Source organism: Variovorax sp. Varisp85, from assembly GCF_047304045.1.
Classification (GTDB): domain Bacteria; phylum Pseudomonadota; class Gammaproteobacteria; order Burkholderiales; family Burkholderiaceae_C; genus Variovorax.
This window is the reverse complement of sequence record NZ_JBGLYN010000004.1, coordinates 64,145-80,151: the sequence shown is the minus strand read 5'-3', so window position 1 is coordinate 80,151 and position 16,007 is coordinate 64,145. Positions and strand designations below refer to the sequence as shown.

Annotated in this window: 19 protein-coding genes; 4 read left to right on the top strand and 15 right to left on the bottom strand. The window is 66.7% G+C overall.

Going from position 1 to position 16,007, the window contains the following annotated elements:
- Nucleotides 1–2: 2 nt before the first annotated feature.
- From ACCC97_RS03290 to ACCC97_RS03260, 7 genes are all read right to left on the bottom strand, one after another.
- Nucleotides 3–605, bottom strand: a complete 603-nt coding sequence (locus ACCC97_RS03290; protein WP_413331567.1) for a Maf family protein — start codon at nt 603–605, stop codon at nt 3–5.
- A gap of 113 nt (nt 606–718) precedes the next feature.
- Nucleotides 719–1,198, bottom strand: a complete 480-nt coding sequence (gene rlmH, locus ACCC97_RS03285; protein ID WP_007829199.1) for a 23S rRNA (pseudouridine(1915)-N(3))-methyltransferase RlmH — start codon at nt 1,196–1,198, stop codon at nt 719–721.
- On the bottom strand, nt 1,195–1,878 hold the full coding sequence (gene rsfS / locus ACCC97_RS03280; protein WP_007829208.1) for a ribosome silencing factor: 684 nt from the start codon (nt 1,876–1,878) through the stop codon (nt 1,195–1,197). The genes rlmH and rsfS overlap by 4 nt, the downstream gene beginning before the upstream one ends.
- Nucleotides 1,878–2,507, bottom strand: a complete 630-nt coding sequence (gene nadD, locus ACCC97_RS03275) for a nicotinate (nicotinamide) nucleotide adenylyltransferase (protein ID WP_413311647.1) — start codon at nt 2,505–2,507, stop codon at nt 1,878–1,880. The genes rsfS and nadD overlap by 1 nt, the downstream gene beginning before the upstream one ends.
- Nucleotides 2,504–3,421, bottom strand: a complete 918-nt coding sequence (gene hemF, locus ACCC97_RS03270) for an oxygen-dependent coproporphyrinogen oxidase (RefSeq protein ID WP_007829212.1) — start codon at nt 3,419–3,421, stop codon at nt 2,504–2,506. The genes nadD and hemF overlap by 4 nt, the downstream gene beginning before the upstream one ends.
- Nucleotides 3,421–4,719, bottom strand: a complete 1,299-nt coding sequence (purD, locus tag ACCC97_RS03265) for a phosphoribosylamine--glycine ligase (protein WP_413331566.1) — start codon at nt 4,717–4,719, stop codon at nt 3,421–3,423. Before purD ends, hemF begins: the two co-directional genes overlap by 1 nt.
- Nucleotides 4,720–4,765: 46 nt before the next feature.
- Entirely contained in the window at nt 4,766–5,491 is a 726-nt protein-coding gene (locus ACCC97_RS03260; RefSeq protein WP_007829214.1) for a YebC/PmpR family DNA-binding transcriptional regulator, read from the bottom strand.
- Between the two features lie 117 nt (nt 5,492–5,608).
- Between ACCC97_RS03260 and ACCC97_RS03255 the strand changes: the two genes are divergently transcribed.
- From ACCC97_RS03255 to ACCC97_RS03240, 4 genes are read left to right on the top strand one after another with little or no spacing between them, the layout of a single operon-like run.
- Nucleotides 5,609–6,397, top strand: a complete 789-nt coding sequence (locus ACCC97_RS03255; RefSeq protein WP_413331565.1) for a class I SAM-dependent methyltransferase — start codon at nt 5,609–5,611, stop codon at nt 6,395–6,397.
- Between the two features lie 2 nt (nt 6,398–6,399).
- Nucleotides 6,400–7,434, top strand: coding sequence for a hypothetical protein (locus ACCC97_RS03250; RefSeq protein ID WP_413331564.1), 1,035 nt, complete (start codon nt 6,400–6,402; stop codon nt 7,432–7,434).
- 41 nt (nt 7,435–7,475) lie between these two features.
- Nucleotides 7,476–8,273 (top strand): lysophospholipid acyltransferase family protein, encoded by a 798-nt coding sequence (locus tag ACCC97_RS03245; RefSeq protein ID WP_007829217.1) that lies wholly within the window; start codon nt 7,476–7,478, stop codon nt 8,271–8,273.
- Nucleotides 8,240–9,016 (top strand): glycosyltransferase family 2 protein, encoded by a 777-nt coding sequence (locus ACCC97_RS03240; protein ID WP_413331563.1) that lies wholly within the window; start codon nt 8,240–8,242, stop codon nt 9,014–9,016. The genes ACCC97_RS03245 and ACCC97_RS03240 overlap by 34 nt, the downstream gene beginning before the upstream one ends.
- Before the next feature lie 44 nt (nt 9,017–9,060).
- Here ACCC97_RS03240 and ACCC97_RS03235 read toward each other — a convergent pair whose 3' ends face one another.
- The 8 genes from ACCC97_RS03235 to ACCC97_RS03200 all read right to left on the bottom strand — a co-directional run bounded on the left by ACCC97_RS03235 (nt 9,061) and on the right by ACCC97_RS03200 (nt 15,909).
- Complete coding sequence (locus ACCC97_RS03235; RefSeq protein ID WP_007829219.1) at nt 9,061–9,564, bottom strand: disulfide bond formation protein B; 504 nt, start codon at nt 9,562–9,564, stop codon at nt 9,061–9,063.
- Nucleotides 9,561–10,658 carry a sulfate/molybdate ABC transporter ATP-binding protein gene (locus ACCC97_RS03230; RefSeq protein ID WP_007829220.1) on the bottom strand — a complete coding sequence of 366 codons (1,098 nt, stop codon included), beginning with the start codon at nt 10,656–10,658 and terminating at the stop codon, nt 9,561–9,563. The genes ACCC97_RS03235 and ACCC97_RS03230 overlap by 4 nt, the downstream gene beginning before the upstream one ends.
- A 21-nt stretch (nt 10,659–10,679) precedes the next feature.
- The gene (cysW, locus tag ACCC97_RS03225) at nt 10,680–11,582 is read right to left on the bottom strand and encodes a sulfate ABC transporter permease subunit CysW (protein ID WP_413331562.1); all 903 of its coding nucleotides are present in this window, start codon (nt 11,580–11,582) and stop codon (nt 10,680–10,682) included.
- A 1-nt stretch (nt 11,583) separates the two neighbouring features.
- Entirely contained in the window at nt 11,584–12,471 is an 888-nt protein-coding gene (cysT, locus tag ACCC97_RS03220) for a sulfate ABC transporter permease subunit CysT (protein ID WP_007829222.1), read from the bottom strand.
- Nucleotides 12,471–13,487 (bottom strand): sulfate ABC transporter substrate-binding protein, encoded by a 1,017-nt coding sequence (locus ACCC97_RS03215; RefSeq protein ID WP_007829223.1) that lies wholly within the window; start codon nt 13,485–13,487, stop codon nt 12,471–12,473. Before ACCC97_RS03215 ends, cysT begins: the two co-directional genes overlap by 1 nt.
- A complete protein-coding gene (locus tag ACCC97_RS03210) occupies nt 13,484–14,059 on the bottom strand; it encodes an RBBP9/YdeN family alpha/beta hydrolase (protein WP_413331561.1) in 576 nt (191 codons plus the stop codon). The genes ACCC97_RS03215 and ACCC97_RS03210 overlap by 4 nt, the downstream gene beginning before the upstream one ends.
- Before the next feature lie 139 nt (nt 14,060–14,198).
- The gene (locus ACCC97_RS03205) at nt 14,199–14,840 is read right to left on the bottom strand and encodes a peroxiredoxin (protein ID WP_413331560.1); all 642 of its coding nucleotides are present in this window, start codon (nt 14,838–14,840) and stop codon (nt 14,199–14,201) included.
- 154 nt (nt 14,841–14,994) lie between these two features.
- A complete protein-coding gene (locus ACCC97_RS03200) occupies nt 14,995–15,909 on the bottom strand; it encodes a LysR family transcriptional regulator (RefSeq protein ID WP_007829226.1) in 915 nt (304 codons plus the stop codon).
- Nucleotides 15,910–16,007: the final 98 nt, after the last annotated feature.

Genomic DNA, 16,007 nt, shown 5'->3' with positions numbered 1-16,007 from the left:
TCTCAGGTATTGAAACCGGCGCTTCGAAGCAGCTGCGCGGTCTCGAACATGGGGAGGCCCATGATGCCCGAATAGGACCCGCTGATGTGCTCGATGAACGCGGCCGCCGCACCCTGGATGGCATAGGCCCCGGCCTTGCCGAGCGGCTCGCCGCTGTCGGCGTAGCGGGCGATCTGCGCATCGGTGATGTCGGCGAAGCGCACGCGCGACACGCTGAGCGCCGCATGGCGCTGCGTGCCGTGCTGCAGCGCCACGGCCGTCAGCACGCGATGCGTGCTTCCTGACAGCATCCGCAACATGCGCGCGGCATCCTTCTCGTCCTCGGGCTTGCCGAGGATGGCGCGGCCAAGCGTAACCGTGGTGTCCGCGCAGAGCACCGGCGCCTCGGCCAGTCCGCGGCTCCGGAGCCGGGCCACGGCGGCATCGAGCTTCAGCGCCGTGACGCGCTGCACGTAAGTCGCCGGGGCCTCATTGGGCAGCACGGCTTCGAGCGATTCGGCGTCTTCGCCGGCATCGGCCAGCAGCAATGCATGGCGAACGCCGAGCTGGCCGAGCAGTTGGGCGCGGCGGGGGCTTTGTGAAGCGAGGTAGATGAAATCCGACAAGGCTCAGTGCTCCTGAAGGGCCGAGCGGCGGCCGCCCGGGTCCGAAAAGAAAGTGAAGGACTGCAAGGCCACCGATGAGGCATCGAGCCGCGCGGCCCGCCCGTCGGTGCTGGTCATTCGCGGTGGTAGGGATGACCTGCGTTGACCGACCACGCCCGATACAACTGCTCGACCAGCAGCACCCGCGCCATCGCGTGCGGCAGCGTCAGGTCGGACAGCCGGATGCGCTCGTGGGCTGCAGCCTTGAAGGCCGGGTCGAGGCCGTCGGGCCCGCCGATGACCAGGGCCACGTCATCGCCCTCGCCCTGCCAGGCCTGCAGCCGTGCAGCAAGCGCCTTGGTGGTCAGTGCCGTGCCGCGTTCGTCGAGCGCGACGATGCGCATGGCGCGCGCCGAGCTTTTGGCAATGGCGCCCTCGATGCGTTCGCGCTCGGCGGCATACAGCGTTTCCAGCGACTTGGAGCCGCGCGGCTCGGTCTTGACGGCGCGCAGCTCGAGCTTGAGCTCGGGCGGGAAGCGCTTGGCGTAGTCGTCCCAGGCAGTCTGAGCCCAATCGGGCATGCGTTGCCCGACGGCGACCACCAGCAGCTTCATGCGCGGCGGGCTGGCGCCTTCTTGGCTGCCGCCGCCTTCTTCGCAGCGGGCTTCTTGGCGGCGGGCTTGCCGACGACCTTGACCGGCACGCGCGCGGTGGTTGCCTTCTTGGCAGGCACCTTCTTCGCAGGCACCTTCTTCGCAGCCGTTTTCCTGGCCGGGGCCTTAGCGACCTTGGCTTCCTGCTCGGCTGCGCGGATCGCGGTCTTGGAGGCGCTCGAACGGCGCAGCGTGGGCTCCTTGCCGGCGGCCTTCTTCTTGCCTTCGGGTTCGTCCTTGACCGACGAGCTGGTCGCCATGGCAGGCTTGGCGCCGCCGAGCTTGGCGCGCACCGGCTTGTCGCCCCAGATCTCTTCGAGGTGGTAGTACTGGCGGATGGCGGGCTGCATGATGTGCGCCACGGCCGCGCCGCAGTCCACGATGATCCACTCGCCGTTGTCCTCGCCCTCGATGCGCGGCTTGCCGAAACCGGCTTCGCGCACCGCATCGCGCACGCTGGCGGCCAGCGCCTTGGTCTGGCGATTGGAGGTGCCCGACGCGACGATCACGCGCTCGAACAGCGGCGAAAGATGTTCTGTGTCGAATACCTGGATGTCCTGCGCCTTGACGTCTTCGAGACCATCGATGATGGCTCGCTGGAGTTTCTGGGTGTCTTTCTTGGCGGCGGCTTCAGTGGTCATCAGGCAGAGCGGTAGAGGTGGTGTTGGTCAATATAGCGTGCAACCGTGGGCGGAACCAGCGAGGAAATGTCCACGCCAAGCGCCGCGCAGCGCCGGATCTCGGTGGCACTGGTGTCCATGGGTGGCAGTTCGAGCGCCTCGAAACGAGCGCCAGCCGGAAGGCCGGGCAGCATTTTCGGATCAAAACGAGCAGTGTCGCCCGTCGATAATGCGCGATACGCTACAGAAACAATAGCAATGCCGAGTATATCCTGCCAGCCGTGCCAGGTCGGCAATGCGCTCGCCTGGTCGGCGCCCATGATCAGGACCAGCTGTGCGCCGGGCTGCTCCCGCTGCAGTTCGTTCAGCGTGTCGAGGGTGTAGGTCGGGCCGTCGCGCAGCACTTCGCGGCTGTCGACGACGACGGTGCCCTTCAGGCCGGAGAAGGCCAGGCGCGTCATCGCGAGGCGGTCTTCCTTCGGCGTCAGCGCCCTGCTCTTGTGCCAGGCCTGCCCGGTGGGAATGACGTGCAGTTCGGCAAGGTCCAATTGAGCCAGCGCGGCTTCGGCAAGCGCCACATGGGCGTTGTGCGGCGGGTCGAACGCGCCACCGAAAACGCCGATGCGGGGAGCTTTGCCGGAAGGGTTCACAACCAGTCGCGCCGCACGATGAAGTCGCTGTACAGCGCGGCTTCGGGGCTGCCCGGTTCGGGCTGCTGCCGGTAGGCCCAGCTTGCCAGCGGCGGCATCGAGAGCAGGATCGATTCGGTGCGTCCGCCCGACTGGAGGCCGAAGTGCGTACCGCGGTCCCACACGAGGTTGAACTCCACGTACCGGCCGCGCCGGTAGAGCTGGAAGTTGCGCTCGCGCTCGGTGTAGGGCGTGGCGCGGCGGCGCTCCACGATGGGCAGGTAGGCCGGCAGGAAACCGTTGCCCACCGAACGGATCAGCGCGAAGCCGTTCTCGAAACCGCCCTCGGAAAAATCGTCGAAGAAGATGCCGCCGATGCCGCGCTGCTCGTTGCGGTGCTTCAGGAAGAAATACTCGTCGCACCACGTCTTGAAGCGCGGGTACTTGTCGTCGCCGAAGGGCGCAAGCGCATCGCGGCACGCGGCGTGGAAGTGAACCGCGTCTTCCTCGAAACCGTAGCAAGGCGTGAGGTCCATGCCGCCGCCGAACCAGCAGACCGGCTCGCCGCCTTCGGGCAGGGCAGCCAGCATGCGCACGTTCATGTGAACGATGGGCACGTAGGGGTTGCGCGGGTGGAACACCAGCGACACACCCATCGCCTCGAAAGGCGCGCCCGCCAACTCGGGCCGGTTCTGCGTGGCCGAGGGTGGCAGCTTCGCTCCGCGCACCTGCGAGAAGCCGCAGCCCGCGCGCTCGAAGAGTTCGCCGCCTTCGAGGATGCAGGTCAGCCCGTGGCCGCTCAGCGGCTCATCCGCAGCCTTCTGCCAGGCGTCGCGCACACATGCACCGCCATCGGCCTTCTCGAGCGCCGCGATGATCGACTGCTGCAGCCCGCGAAGATATTCGCCGACCGCTGCCGGATTGGTTTGCAGCATCAGGCGCCGTGAGGGTTGCGCGCATGAATCGCGCGGAATCCGATGTCCTTGCGGTATTGCGCGCCGTCGAAGCTGACGCGCGCCGCAACCTCATAGGCCCGTTGCTGCGCCTGCTTCACGCTGTCGGCCAGCACGGTCACGCAGAGCACGCGGCCGCCGCTGGTCTTGAGCTCGCCGTCCTGCAGCGTCGTGCCGGCGTGGAACACCACGGCGTCGGGCGCCTCGGCCGGAATGCCGGTGATGCGGTCGCCCTTGCGCGGCGACAGCGGGTAGCCGTGCGCGGCCATCACCACGCCCAGGGCCACGCGCCGGTCCCATTGGAGCTCGACCTGGTCGAGCGTGCCGTCGGTGGCATGCCAGAACACTTCGAAGAGGTCGGACTTGAGACGCATCATGATCGGCTGCGTCTCGGGGTCGCCCATGCGGCAGTTGAATTCGAGCGTCTTCGGATGGCCTGCGGCGTCGATCATCAGGCCGGCATAGAGGAAGCCGGTGAACGGAATGCCGTCTTTTTCCATGCCGCGGATGGTCGGCAGGATGATTTCGCGCATGGCACGCGCATGCACCTCGGCCGTGACCACCGGCGCGGGCGAGTACGCGCCCATGCCGCCGGTGTTGGGGCCTTCGTCATTGTCGAGCAGGCGCTTGTGGTCCTGGCTGGTGGCCAGCGCGGTCACGTTCTTGCCGTCGCACAGTACGATGAAGCTGGCTTCCTCTCCCTGCAGGAATTCTTCGATGACGACGCGCGCGCCGCCTTCGTTGTGCGACACACCGAACTTGTTGTCCACCAGCATGAAGTCGACGGCCTCGTGCGCTTCCTGCGCGGTCATGGCCACCACCACGCCCTTGCCTGCCGCCAGGCCGTCGGCCTTGACGACGATGGGTGCACCCTTGGCATCGATGTACGCATGCGCCGCGGCGGCGTCGGTGAAGGCCTCGTATTCGGCCGTCGGTATTTTGTGGCGCTGCATGAACGCCTTGGAGAACGCCTTCGAGCTTTCGAGCTGCGCGGCCGCCTGCGTCGGGCCGAAGATGCGCAGGCCGTGCGCACGGAACTCGTCGACCACGCCCGCGGCGAGCGGCCCCTCCGGGCCGACCACGGTCAGCGCGATCTTTTCCTTGATGGCCCACTCGCGCAATGCGGCAGGCTCGGTGATGTCGATGCAGTCGTAGCGTTCGTCGCCCGCAGTGCCGCCGTTGCCCGGCGCCACGTACACGCGGCTCACCCGGGCAGCTTGCGCCAGGCGCCATGCCAGAGCGTGTTCACGGCCCCCGCCCCCAATTACCAGTACCTTCATTCGCGGGCCTTCATTTCTCGCAGTGATTCAACAAACAAACAGTCATTCATTCCGACAGCGAGGCGTTGTGATAAACGTCCTGCACGTCGTCCAGGTCCTCGAGCACGTCGAGCAATTTCTGCATTCTTGCGGCGTCCTCGCCAGTCACGTCCACGGTGTTCTCGGCGCGCATGGTGACTTCAGCCGCGTCGGGCTTCAGGCCCGCGGCTTCGAGCGCGTTCTTCACTGCTTCGAAGTCAGCCACGGCGGTGATTACCTCGATGGCGCCGTCGTCGTCGGTCACCACGTCCTCGGCGCCCGCTTCGAGCGCCACTTCCATCACCTTGTCTTCACTGGTGCCCGGCGCAAAGACGAACTGGCCGCAGTGCTTGAACTGGAAGGCCACCGAGCCTTCGGTGCCCATGTTGCCGCCGTGCTTGGAGAAGGCGTGGCGCACTTCGGCCACGGTGCGCACGCGGTTGTCGGTCATGGTGTCGACGATGATCGCCGCACCGCCGATGCCGTACCCTTCGTAACGAATTTCTTCGTAATTCACGCCTTCGAGATTGCCCGTGGCCTTGTCGATGTTGCGCTTGATGGTGTCGATCGGCAGGTTCACCGCCTTGGCCTTTTCCACCGCCAGCCGCAGCCGGGGGTTGGAGCCCAGGTCGGCGCCGCCGGCGCGGGCGGCCACCGTGATTTCGCGAATGGCGCGGGTCCAGAGCTTGCCCCGCTTCTCGTCCTGGCGGCCCTTCCGGTGCTGAATGTTCGCCCACTTGCTATGTCCGGCCATGGCTTTCTATCTCGCTGTCTTGTGTTTTCAAAGCAAGCTCCGAGTTTACTGTCCGGCGCACACAACGCCCGCCGCGGGCCGGGAATTCGGGGTAGGGCTTTTGGTGATAATCGTTCGATGACGCCATCGCCTTCCGTCGGGCCCGGGAATCCCGACATCCTGCCGCCGCACGCTCCTTTGCCGCTGTACTACAAGACCGAGGCCGAGCATCAGGCGTTCCTGCTGCGCATCTTCGACAGCACGGCGGCGGACTACGACCGCATCGAGAGCGTGCTGGCCTTCGGCACCGGTCCGTCGTACCGCCGTGCGGCACTGCAGCAGGCCGGACTCTCGGCAGGCATGCAGGTGCTGGACGTGGGCATCGGCACCGGACTCGTGGCCCGGGAGGCGCTCAAGCTCATTGGCTCCATGGGCCACCTCGTGGGCGTCGATCCCAGCGCCGGCATGATGAGCCAGGTCAAGCTGCCCGGCGTCGAGCTGGTGCGCGGCGTGGCCGAAGCCCTGCCCCGGCCCGACGCCAGCTGCGACTTCGTGAGCATGGGCTACGCCATGCGCCACATCAGCGACGTGGCGGCGGCCTTCGGCGAATTCCACCGCGTGCTGCGCCCCGGCGGGCGCGTGGCGGTGCTCGAAATCACCAAGCCCGAAGGCCGCGTCGCCACGACGCTGCTCAAGGGCTACATGCGTGCCGTCGTGCCGCTGATCGCCCGCGTGGTCGGCCGCCAGCGCAACACTTCCGAACTGTGGCGTTACTACTGGGACACGATCGAGGCCTGCATTCCCCCCGAGCGGGTGATGCAGGCGCTGGCCGCCGCGGGCTTTCGCGACGTGCGCCGGCATGCGAGCCTCGGCGTCTTCTCTTCCTATACCGCCATCAAACCCGAACATCCCGTCGAGGCCAGCTGACAGTGCGAGTTCAGGACGACACCTCTTCTTCCCATCTGCGCGTCGAGCGCCTGTCGCTGCCGGCCAGCCTGGCGCTGGCCACCGACGGCAAGGCGCCTTTCGCGGCGCTCGGCTATGGAACGCCGCACGGCGTGGCCTGGATGCCGACGGTCAACGCGCGTGTGCTGTCTGCCAACGGTGCCATGGCCGACGTGTGGCACGCGAGCGGCCCGAACATCAAGTCGGGCACCACCGGCATTGCGCGCTGGCGCACCGACGGGCACTGGCTGCTCGGCGCCATCGATCTCGACGAGGCCAAGGAAAGGCAGGGCCTCGCCGAACTCGCGCACCGCGCCTACCGCGATCTCTTCAAGACGCTCGACCAGGCCGGCACACCGCACCTGCAGCGCATCTGGAACTACCTGCCGCAGATCAACGCCGATGGCGGCGGGCTGGAACGCTACCGCCAGTTCAACCTCGGCCGGCAGGAAGCGTTTCTCGAAGCCGGCCGCGCTGCTTTCGAAGGCGCACCGGCGGCCTGCGCGCTGGGCATCCACCAGGGCGCCCTGTCGATCCGTTTCCTGGCCGGCCAGCAGGCGCCGCTACCGGTCGAAAACCCGCGGCAGGTCTCGGCCTACCGCTATCCCGAAACCTACGGCCCGCGCTCGCCGACCTTCTCGCGCGCCGCGCTGGCAGACATCGGCGATGGAAACATCGCGCTCTTCATCTCGGGCACCGCGAGCATCGTCGGCCACGAGACCGTGCACCGCGGCAACCTGCCGGAGCAGACGCGCGAAACGCTGCGCAACCTGCAGGCCGTGATCGCGGCCGCCAACGAGCGCGGCACGGCGAAGTTCTCGCTGGCCGAACTCGACTGCGTGGTCTACGTGCGGCATCCGTCGGACACCGAGACGGTGCGCAGCATCATCGAGGACACGCTCGGCGCCGACGCCCCGATGGCGCGCCACGCGGTGTACCTCGAAGCCGACATCTGCCGCAGCGACCTCCTGGTCGAGATCGAGGCCCACACGGTCGCGGCCGGCCAGCTGCGGGCCTGACCGGTCGTTGCCCGGCACCCATCGTCCGATTGACTGATTCAATGACTCGCGTGCTGCGATTTCTCATGTCGATTCCGCTCGCGTTGATGCTCTACGCGCTGTTGCTGTTCCTGGGCCTGATCTCGTTGGTCTGGAACTTCGTTGCCATGCTGATCCACCCGGTGATGCCGGCCGCGCCAGCACGCGCTCTGGGCCGCATGACCATCGCCTTTGCGTACCGCATGTTCTGGTGGCTGGCATCGGTGACCGGCATGATGCGCATCGACGCCACCTGCCTCGACCCGATGCGCAAGGAGCCCGGCGTGATCTTCGTGGCCAACCACCCGACCATGCTCGATGCACTGCTGCTGGTGGCGCGCCTGCCGCGCAGCGCCTGCATCATGAAGGCCGACCTGATGGGCAACATCTTCCTGGGCGCGGGTGCGCGGCTGGCGCGCTACATCAGCAACAGGTCGGCGCGCACGATGGTGCGACTGGCCGTGAACGACCTGCGCAACGGCGGCCAGCTGGTGATCTTTCCAGAAGGCACACGCACGGTGACGCCGCCGCTCAACCCGTTCCGCCCCGGCACCACGCTGATCGCCAAGCTCGCGCAGGCGCCCATTCAAACAGTGTTCATCGACACCGATTCGCCCTACCTCAGCAAAGGCTGGCCGCTGTGGCGCGTGCCGCCATTGCCCATCGTCTTCACCTTGCGGCTCGGCAAACGCTTTGCGCCCACGCAGAACAGCGACGTGCTGCAGGCCGAGCTCGAACAATACTTCCGCCAAAACATGGAGCAGCGCGCCATCGACGCGTCCCCCGAATGCCAGACGCCTCGCGCACCCACCTTGTCCTGATCCCCAGCTACAACACCGGCGAACGCCTGTTCTCGACAGTCGCGGCGGCGCGCGCGCAATGGAACCCCGTGTGGGTGGTGGTCGACGGCAGCGACGACGGCACGGGCGAGCGGCTGCAGCAGATGGCCGCCAGCGATCCTGGCCTGCGCGTGTGGGTGCTGCCGCAGAACCAGGGCAAGGGTTCTGCCGTGCTGCACGGACTGCGCGCCGCGAAGGACGCGGGCTTCACGCATGCGCTGACGATGGACTCCGACGGGCAGCATCCGGCGGACCTGATCCCGGCATTCATGAAGGCATCGCTGACCCGACCCGAGACGATGGTGCTCGGGCGCCCGGTGTTCGACGCCAGCGCGCCGCTGCTGCGCGTACGCGGGCGGCGCGTGTCGAACGGATGGACGCAGCTGGAAACGCTGTTCGCCGGCGTGGGCGATTCACTCTACGGATTCCGCGTGTACCCGGTGGCCGACCTGATCGCCGTGATGGCACGCCAGCCGTGGATGCGGCGCTTCGACTTCGATACCGAAGCCGTCGTGCGGCTGGCATGGCGCGGCGTCAAGCCCGTGAACATCGATGCGCCCGTGAAATACCTGACGGCCGAAGAAGGCGGAGTCTCGCACTTCCGCTATGGGCGCGACAACGTGCTGCTGACGTGGATGCATGCACGGCTGATGGTCGAATTCGTGTTGTGGCTGCCTGCGCTGGTGTTGCGCAAGCTGGCAAAGAAGCCGCCGTTCCAGGACTGATGTCTTGTCCCCTCCCCCTCCTGGAGAGGGTTGGGGTGAGGGGTTCAGCGCGCGCGGCGCGAACGCAGCAGCAGCGTGACCAGCAGCAGCGAGAGAACGACGAAAGCAATGAACGACCAGTTCGCCAGCGTCAGGCCGAACAGCGTCCAGTCGACCTTGGAACAGTCACCGCCGCCGCGGAAGATCATCGGCAGTGCGCGCTTCAGCGGGAAGGTCTCGATCATCCCGTAGAGGTCGCGCCCGCAGGAGACGACCTCGGGCGGATACCACTGCAGCCAGCTTTGCGAGGCCGCCGTGTAGGCGCCGCCAACTGCTGCGATCAGCGCCAGCACTCCGCCCGTGACACGCAGGCCGACGTTGCGGAACACCCCGGCCAGCCCGGTGAACAGCGCCACCAGCACCAGCGCATAGCGCTGCACGATGCACATGGGACAAGGCTCGAGCCCGACCACGTGCTGCAGGTAGAGCCCGAAGGCCAGCATGAGAACGCAGGCCAGGCAGATCAGCGCGAACGCGCGGCGCGGCGCGCCGAAGTACCAATCGATCAAGGAGACACCCAATCTTCTTCTACGAACACCCTGGCCTTGCGCGGATTGGCGACGACGGTGTCGCCTTCCTTCAAGCCCAGTTCCCGGAACTGTTGCGCAGGGAGTTGCGCCTCGATGATGGTTCCGGAGCCCGGATTATCTGGATTCGTTTCGGTGGGTTCAAGTTCCAGCCGCGCGATGGGCCCGACCACGATGGCGCGCGCCAGCGTGGCGACGATGCCGGAGGCGCCAGGCACATAGCGTGTCACGTCGATGTCATGCGGGCGCACATAGGCGCGCGCCCTGGCGTCGCGCGCGCCGCTGTGCTCGGGCGAGTCGAGGCGCATGCCTTCGAGCTGCACCTGGCCGTTGTCGGCCCGTCCATGGAACAGGTTCACGTCGCCCAGGAAGCCGTAGACGAACGGGCTCGCGGGCTTGTCCCACACGTCCTGCGGCGAGCCGACCTGTTCGATCTGGCCCTTGTTGATGACCACCACGCGGTCGGCCACCTCGAGCGCCTCTTCCTGGTCGTGCGTGACGAAGATGGAAGTGACGTGCAGCTCGTCGTGCAGCCGGCGCAACCAGCGGCGCAGTTCCTTGCGCACCTTGGCGTCGAGTGCGCCGAAGGGTTCGTCGAGCAGCAGCACCTTGGGCTCTACCGCCAGCGCGCGGGCCAGCGCAATGCGCTGGCGCTGGCCGCCGGAGAGCTGCGACGGGTAGCGGTCGGCCAGCCAGTCGAGCTGCACCAGCTTGAGCAGCTCGGTCACCTTGGCCTTGATCTGCGCGTCGCTCGGGCGCTCCTTGCGTGGCTTCACGCGCAGGCCGAAGGCCACGTTCTCGAACACGGTCATGTGGCGGAACAGCGCGTAGTGCTGGAACACGAAGCCCACCTGCCGCTCGCGCACGTGCACGTCGGTGGTGTCCTCGCCCGAGAAAAGAATGCTGCCCGCGTCGGCCGTTTCCAGGCCCGCGATGATGCGCAGCAGTGTGGTCTTGCCGCAGCCCGAAGGGCCGAGCAGCGCGACCAGTTCGCCCGAATCGACGTCGAGGCTCACGTCGCGCAGTGCGCGGAAGTCGCCGAACTGCTTGCTGATGTTGCGGATTTCGATGCTCATGATTTCTTCTCTCTCACTCTCTCAGGCCGCGGTGGCTTCAGGGGGGCGCTCCGGGGGCAGCTCGGCAATGGCTTTCATCTCGCGCTCGTGGCGCCATTCGATCACCGACTTGATCACCAGCGTGACCAGCGCCAGGATCGCCAGCAGCGAGGCCACGGCGAAGGCGGCCACCGACTGGTATTCGTTGTAGAGCACTTCCACGTGCAGCGGCATGGTGTTGGTCTGCCCGCGGATGTGGCCCGACACCACCGACACCGCACCGAACTCGCCCATGGCACGCGCGTTGCACAGGATCACGCCGTACAGCAGGCCCCACTTGATGTTGGGCAGCGTCACGCGCCAGAAGGTCTGCCAGCCGGTCGCGCCGAGCACGATGGCCGCCTGCTCCTCGTCGGTGCCCTGCGCCTGCATCAGCGGCACGAGCTCGCGCGCGATGAACGGGAAGGTCACGAACACGGTCGCCAGCACGATGCCGGGCACGGCGAAGATGATCTTGATGTCGTGCTCGGCGAGCCACGGACCGAGCCAGCCTTGCGCGCCGAACACCAGCACATAAATCAGTCCCGCCACCACCGGCGACACCGCGAACGGCAGGTCGACAAGCGTGGTGAGGAAGGCCTTGCCGCGGAACTCGAACTTGGCGATGGCCCAGGCCGCCGCCACGCCGAACACGAGGTTCATCGGCACCGCGATGGCGGCCGTGATCAGCGTGAGGCGGATCGCGCTCCAGGCATCGGGCTCCTTCAGTGCGTCGAGGTAGGCACCGACGCCCTTGCGCAGCGCCTCGGTCGCCACGGCAGCTAGCGGCAGCACGAGGAACAGGAACATGAATGCCAGCGCGAGGCCGATCAGCACCCAGCGCACCCAGGGCGACTCGGTGGTGCCGGCTTGCGCGCGGCGAATGACTTTGGAAGGGGCGCTCATCTCATGCTCCCGCGCGGCGGCGCTGCCAGGCTTGCAGGCCGTTGATGACCAGCAGCAAGAGGAACGAAATGACCAGCATCACGAGCGCAACAGCCGTGGCGCCCCCGTAGTCGTACTGCTCCAGCTTCCCGATGATGATGAGCGGCGTGATCTCCGAGATCATCGGCATGTTGCCGGCGATGAAGATCACAGAGCCGTACTCGCCGATCGCCCGTGCGAAAGCCATGGCAAAGCCGGTGAGCAGCGCGGGCGCGATCGACGGAAAGATCACCTTGGTGAAGGTCTGCAGGCGCGTCGCGCCCAGCGAGGTGGCGGCTTCTTCCAGCTCCTTCTCGGTGTCTTCGAGCACCGGCTGCACCGTGCGCACCACGAAGGGCAGCCCGATGAAGATCAGCGCGATCACGATGCCCGCCGGCGTGAACGCCAGCTTGATGCCGTGCGGCTCCAGCAGTTGCCCGACCCAGCCATTGCCCGCGAGCAGCGCGGTCAGCGAGATGCCGGCCACGGCCGTCGGCAGCGCGAACGGCAGGTCGACCAATGCATCGACGATGCGCTTGCCCGGGAACTTGTAGCGCACCAGCACCCAGGCCACCAGCAGGCCGAACACCGCGTTCACGATGGCCGCGATCAGCGAGGCGCCGAAGGTCAGCCGGTACGAGGCCATCACGCGCGGCGCGGTCACGGCCACCCAGAACTGCTCCCAGGTCAGCGTGAATGTCTTGAAGACCAGCGCCGACAGCGGGATCAGCACGATCAGGCTGAGGTAAAGAATCGAGAAGCCGAGCGTGATGTGGAAACCGGGCAGCACGCGCTTGGCGCCCCCTGCCCGGTTGGCACGAGAAAAAGGCGCTCCCGCTGACGGGAGCGCCGAAGAAACAGCGCCGCTCATTACCTGCCGCCGGGGGTGTACAACTTGTCGAACTGGCCGCCGTCGTTGAAGTGCACCTTCTGCGCTTCGCCGAGGCTGCCGAACAATTCTTGCACCGTGAACAGTTGCAGCGGCTTGAAGGTCGATGCGTACTTCTTGAGCACAGCCTGCGAGCGCGGGCGCAGCGCATGCTTGGCCGCGATTTCCTGCGCTTCGTCGGAGTACAGCCAGTCGAGGTAAGCCTTGGCCAGTTCGCCCGTGCCCTTCTTGTTGACGGTGCGTTCCACCACGGCCACCGGGTTCTCGGCCACGATGCTGATCGACGGGTACACCGAGTCGACCTTGCCGGTGCCGAATTCACGGTCGATGGACACCACTTCCGATTCGAAAGTGATCAGCGCATCGCCGATGTTGCGTTGCAGGAAGGCGGTGGTCGCGTCGCGGCCACCGCGCGCCAGCACCGGCACGTTCTTGAACAGCTTGCCGACGAACTCGGCGGCCTGGGCGTCGGTGCCGCCCTTCTTCTTGATGTAGCCCCAGGCGGCCAGGTAGGCGTAGCGGCCGTTGCCGCCGGTCTTGGGGTTGACGATCACGACCTGCACGCCGGGCTTGACCAGGTCGTCCCAGTCCTTGATGCCCTTGGGGTTGCCGTTGCGCACCAGGAACAGCATGGTCGACGTGGTCGGCGATGCGTTGTCGGGGAATTTCTTGTTCCAGTCCTTCGCGACCACGCCGGCGTTGGCGAGGAAGTCGATGTCGGTGGAGGTGTTCATCGTCACCACGTCGGCGTCGAGGCCGTCGGCCACCGCGCGGGCCTGCGCGCTGGAGCCGCCGTGCGACTGGTCGATCTTCACGTCCTTGCCGGTGGCCTTCTTGTAGTGCGCCACGAAGGCCGCGTTGTAGTCCTTGTAGAACTCGCGCGCCACGTCGTACGAGGCGTTCAGCAGCCCGGTGCCCTGGGCAAAGGCGCTGCTGCCGGCGAGTGCGGAAGACGCCAGCGCGAGCACGGCGACGAAGGTCTTGATTCTGGAAGTCATGTGGTTGCCAGGTTTTCTGAAAATTCACGGCCCGCCGACCAGGCGGCGGGCTCGTCGGTCAAGGACTGAAGCAAGGCAAGGCCCAGCGGCCAGTCCCCGTGCCCCGAATCGATGTTGATGTGGCCCGCATTCTGCATCCGCACGAACTCGCTGCCCCAGGCGCGCGAATAGGCGCCCGCCAGGCGGATCGGACAGTACGGATCGTTGCTGCTGGCCACCACGATGCTGCGGTACGGCAGCGCGGCGTACGGCACGGGCGCGAAGTCGGACAGCACGGCGCGGCGTTCGGGGTCCGCAGGCGCCACCAGCAGCGCGCCCTGGATGCGGGCAGCGGCTTCGGCCGGCAGGTGCGCCGTGGCGATGCAGCCCAGGCTGTGCGCTGCGATCACCACCGGGCCGGGGCTGTCGAGCACCAGCTTCGCCAGCGTCGACACCCACGCATCGCGCTTGGGCGAGGCCCAATCGTCCTGCACCACCCGCGCCGCGCCGGGAATGCGCTCCTGCCACAGGCTCTGCCAGTGGCCGGGCCCGGAGTCGCGCCAACCTGGCACGATGATGACGCGGGTGTTCATGAGCACTCCCCCAGGCTTCGCGCACTTCGTGTCGCTTCGCCTCCCCCCTCGCCGGGGGCAACACCAGCGGCCCGGCAAAGCCGGTTCCGCGGTGTTCCACGAAGGAGCGTCGATGCTTTCACCGCCTGCTGTTCCGCTCTTACTTGTTCGGCTGCGGCGTGATGCGCAGGTAAGGCTTGACGGCCTTGAAGCCCTTGGGGAAGCGCTGGGCCAGTTCGGCCGGGTCCTGGATGCTCGGGATGATGACCACGTCGTCGCCGTCCTTCCAGTTCACGGGCGTGGCCACCTTGTGGCTGTCGGTGAGTTGCAGCGAGTCGATCACACGCAGGATCTCGTCGAAGTTGCGGCCGGTCGAGGCCGGGTAGGTGATGGTCGCGCGGATGACCTTCTTCGGGTCGATGATGTAGACGCTGCGCACCGTGGCCGTGGCCGAGGCGTTCGGGTGAATCAGGTCGTACAGGTCGGCCACCTTGCGGTCTGCGTCCGCAATGATCGGGAAGTTGACCGTGGTGTTCTGCGTCTCGTTGATGTCGCCGATCCATTCCTTGTGCTTGTCGGCCGGATCGACGCTCAACGCGATGGGCCTCACGCCGCGCTTGGCGAACTCGCCCGACAGCGCCGCGGTCTTGCCGAGTTCGGTGGTGCACACGGGCGTGAAGTCGGCCGGGTGCGAGAAGAACACCACCCACGAATCGCCGGCCCATTGGTAGAAGTCGAGGGGGCCTTCGCTGGAATCCTGGGTGAAATTGGGGGCTGTATCGCCGAGTCGCAGAGTCGCCATGGTCGCTCCTGGGATGGATGGGAGCTTCGGATTGTGCGAACCATTGCTTCAATGCCAAACGAATATCTGCTTGTTTGGATATGGCGTTTTCCGCATAACGAAGACATGGCGGGGAAATTTGGCGCTCATCTTTTCACAGCAAGCCGCGGCCCCCTCAGTACATCCGCATCTCCACGCCCTGCATATGCTCGACGAGGAAATCGATCAGCCGCCGCACTGCCGGCACCAGCGCGCGCCGCGGCGGAAACACCATGTGCGCGATGACCGTTGACGGCCCCCAGTCGCACAACACCTTCACGAGCCGGCCCGCATCGAGATCGGGGCGGCACATGTAGTCGGGCAGCAGCGTGGCGCCGATGCCGGCGAGCGCGGCCGCCTGCAGGGTCGCGATGTCGTCCGCTACGTAGCGCGGTGTGTGCGAATGCAGGTGGATCTCGCCATTCGGGCCTTCGAGGCGCCATTCGCTGCGGCCCTCGCCGTTGGCCGACATCGCCAGCGTCGGCAGCCGCGCCAGGTCGGCCGGCGCCTGGACCGGCCCCTGGCGCTGCATCAGCTCGGGGCTGGCTACCAGCACGCCACGGCTGGTGCCCAGGACTTTGGCCACCAGCGCCGTGCTGTCCTCGATGCTGGGCCGCACGCGCAGCGCGATGTCGATGCCCTCCTCGATCAGGTCCACCGGTCGGTTGATGACCCGCACGTCGACCCGCACCGCCGGATAGCGCTCCATGAACTGAGGCAGCAGATGGGCGAGCCCGCTGTAGGCGATGGTGACGGGGCAGCTCAGCCGCACCAGCCCGCTCGGCTCGGTCTGCACCTGCGCCACCGCCTCGGCCGCCGCCTGCGCCGCATCGCGCATGGCGGACGAATGCCGCAAGTAGATCTCGCCGGCCGGCGTGAGCGACAGGCGCCGCGTGCTGCGCTGCATCAGCTGCACGCCGAGCCGCTCCTCCAGATCCGCCACGCGGCGAGACAGGCGCGATTTGGGAATGCCGAGCGCCCGGCTGGCTGCCGCGAAGCCGCCGCGCTCAGCCACTTCGGCGAAGAAAACCATGTCGTTGAGGTCTTGCATGGCATCGATTGTCCTGCAAACAGGACGATCTAGGCAATTTTTGGCCACTTATCGAAGACTCGATACAAAAATAGAATTCTTCCATCCGCCGGCCACCT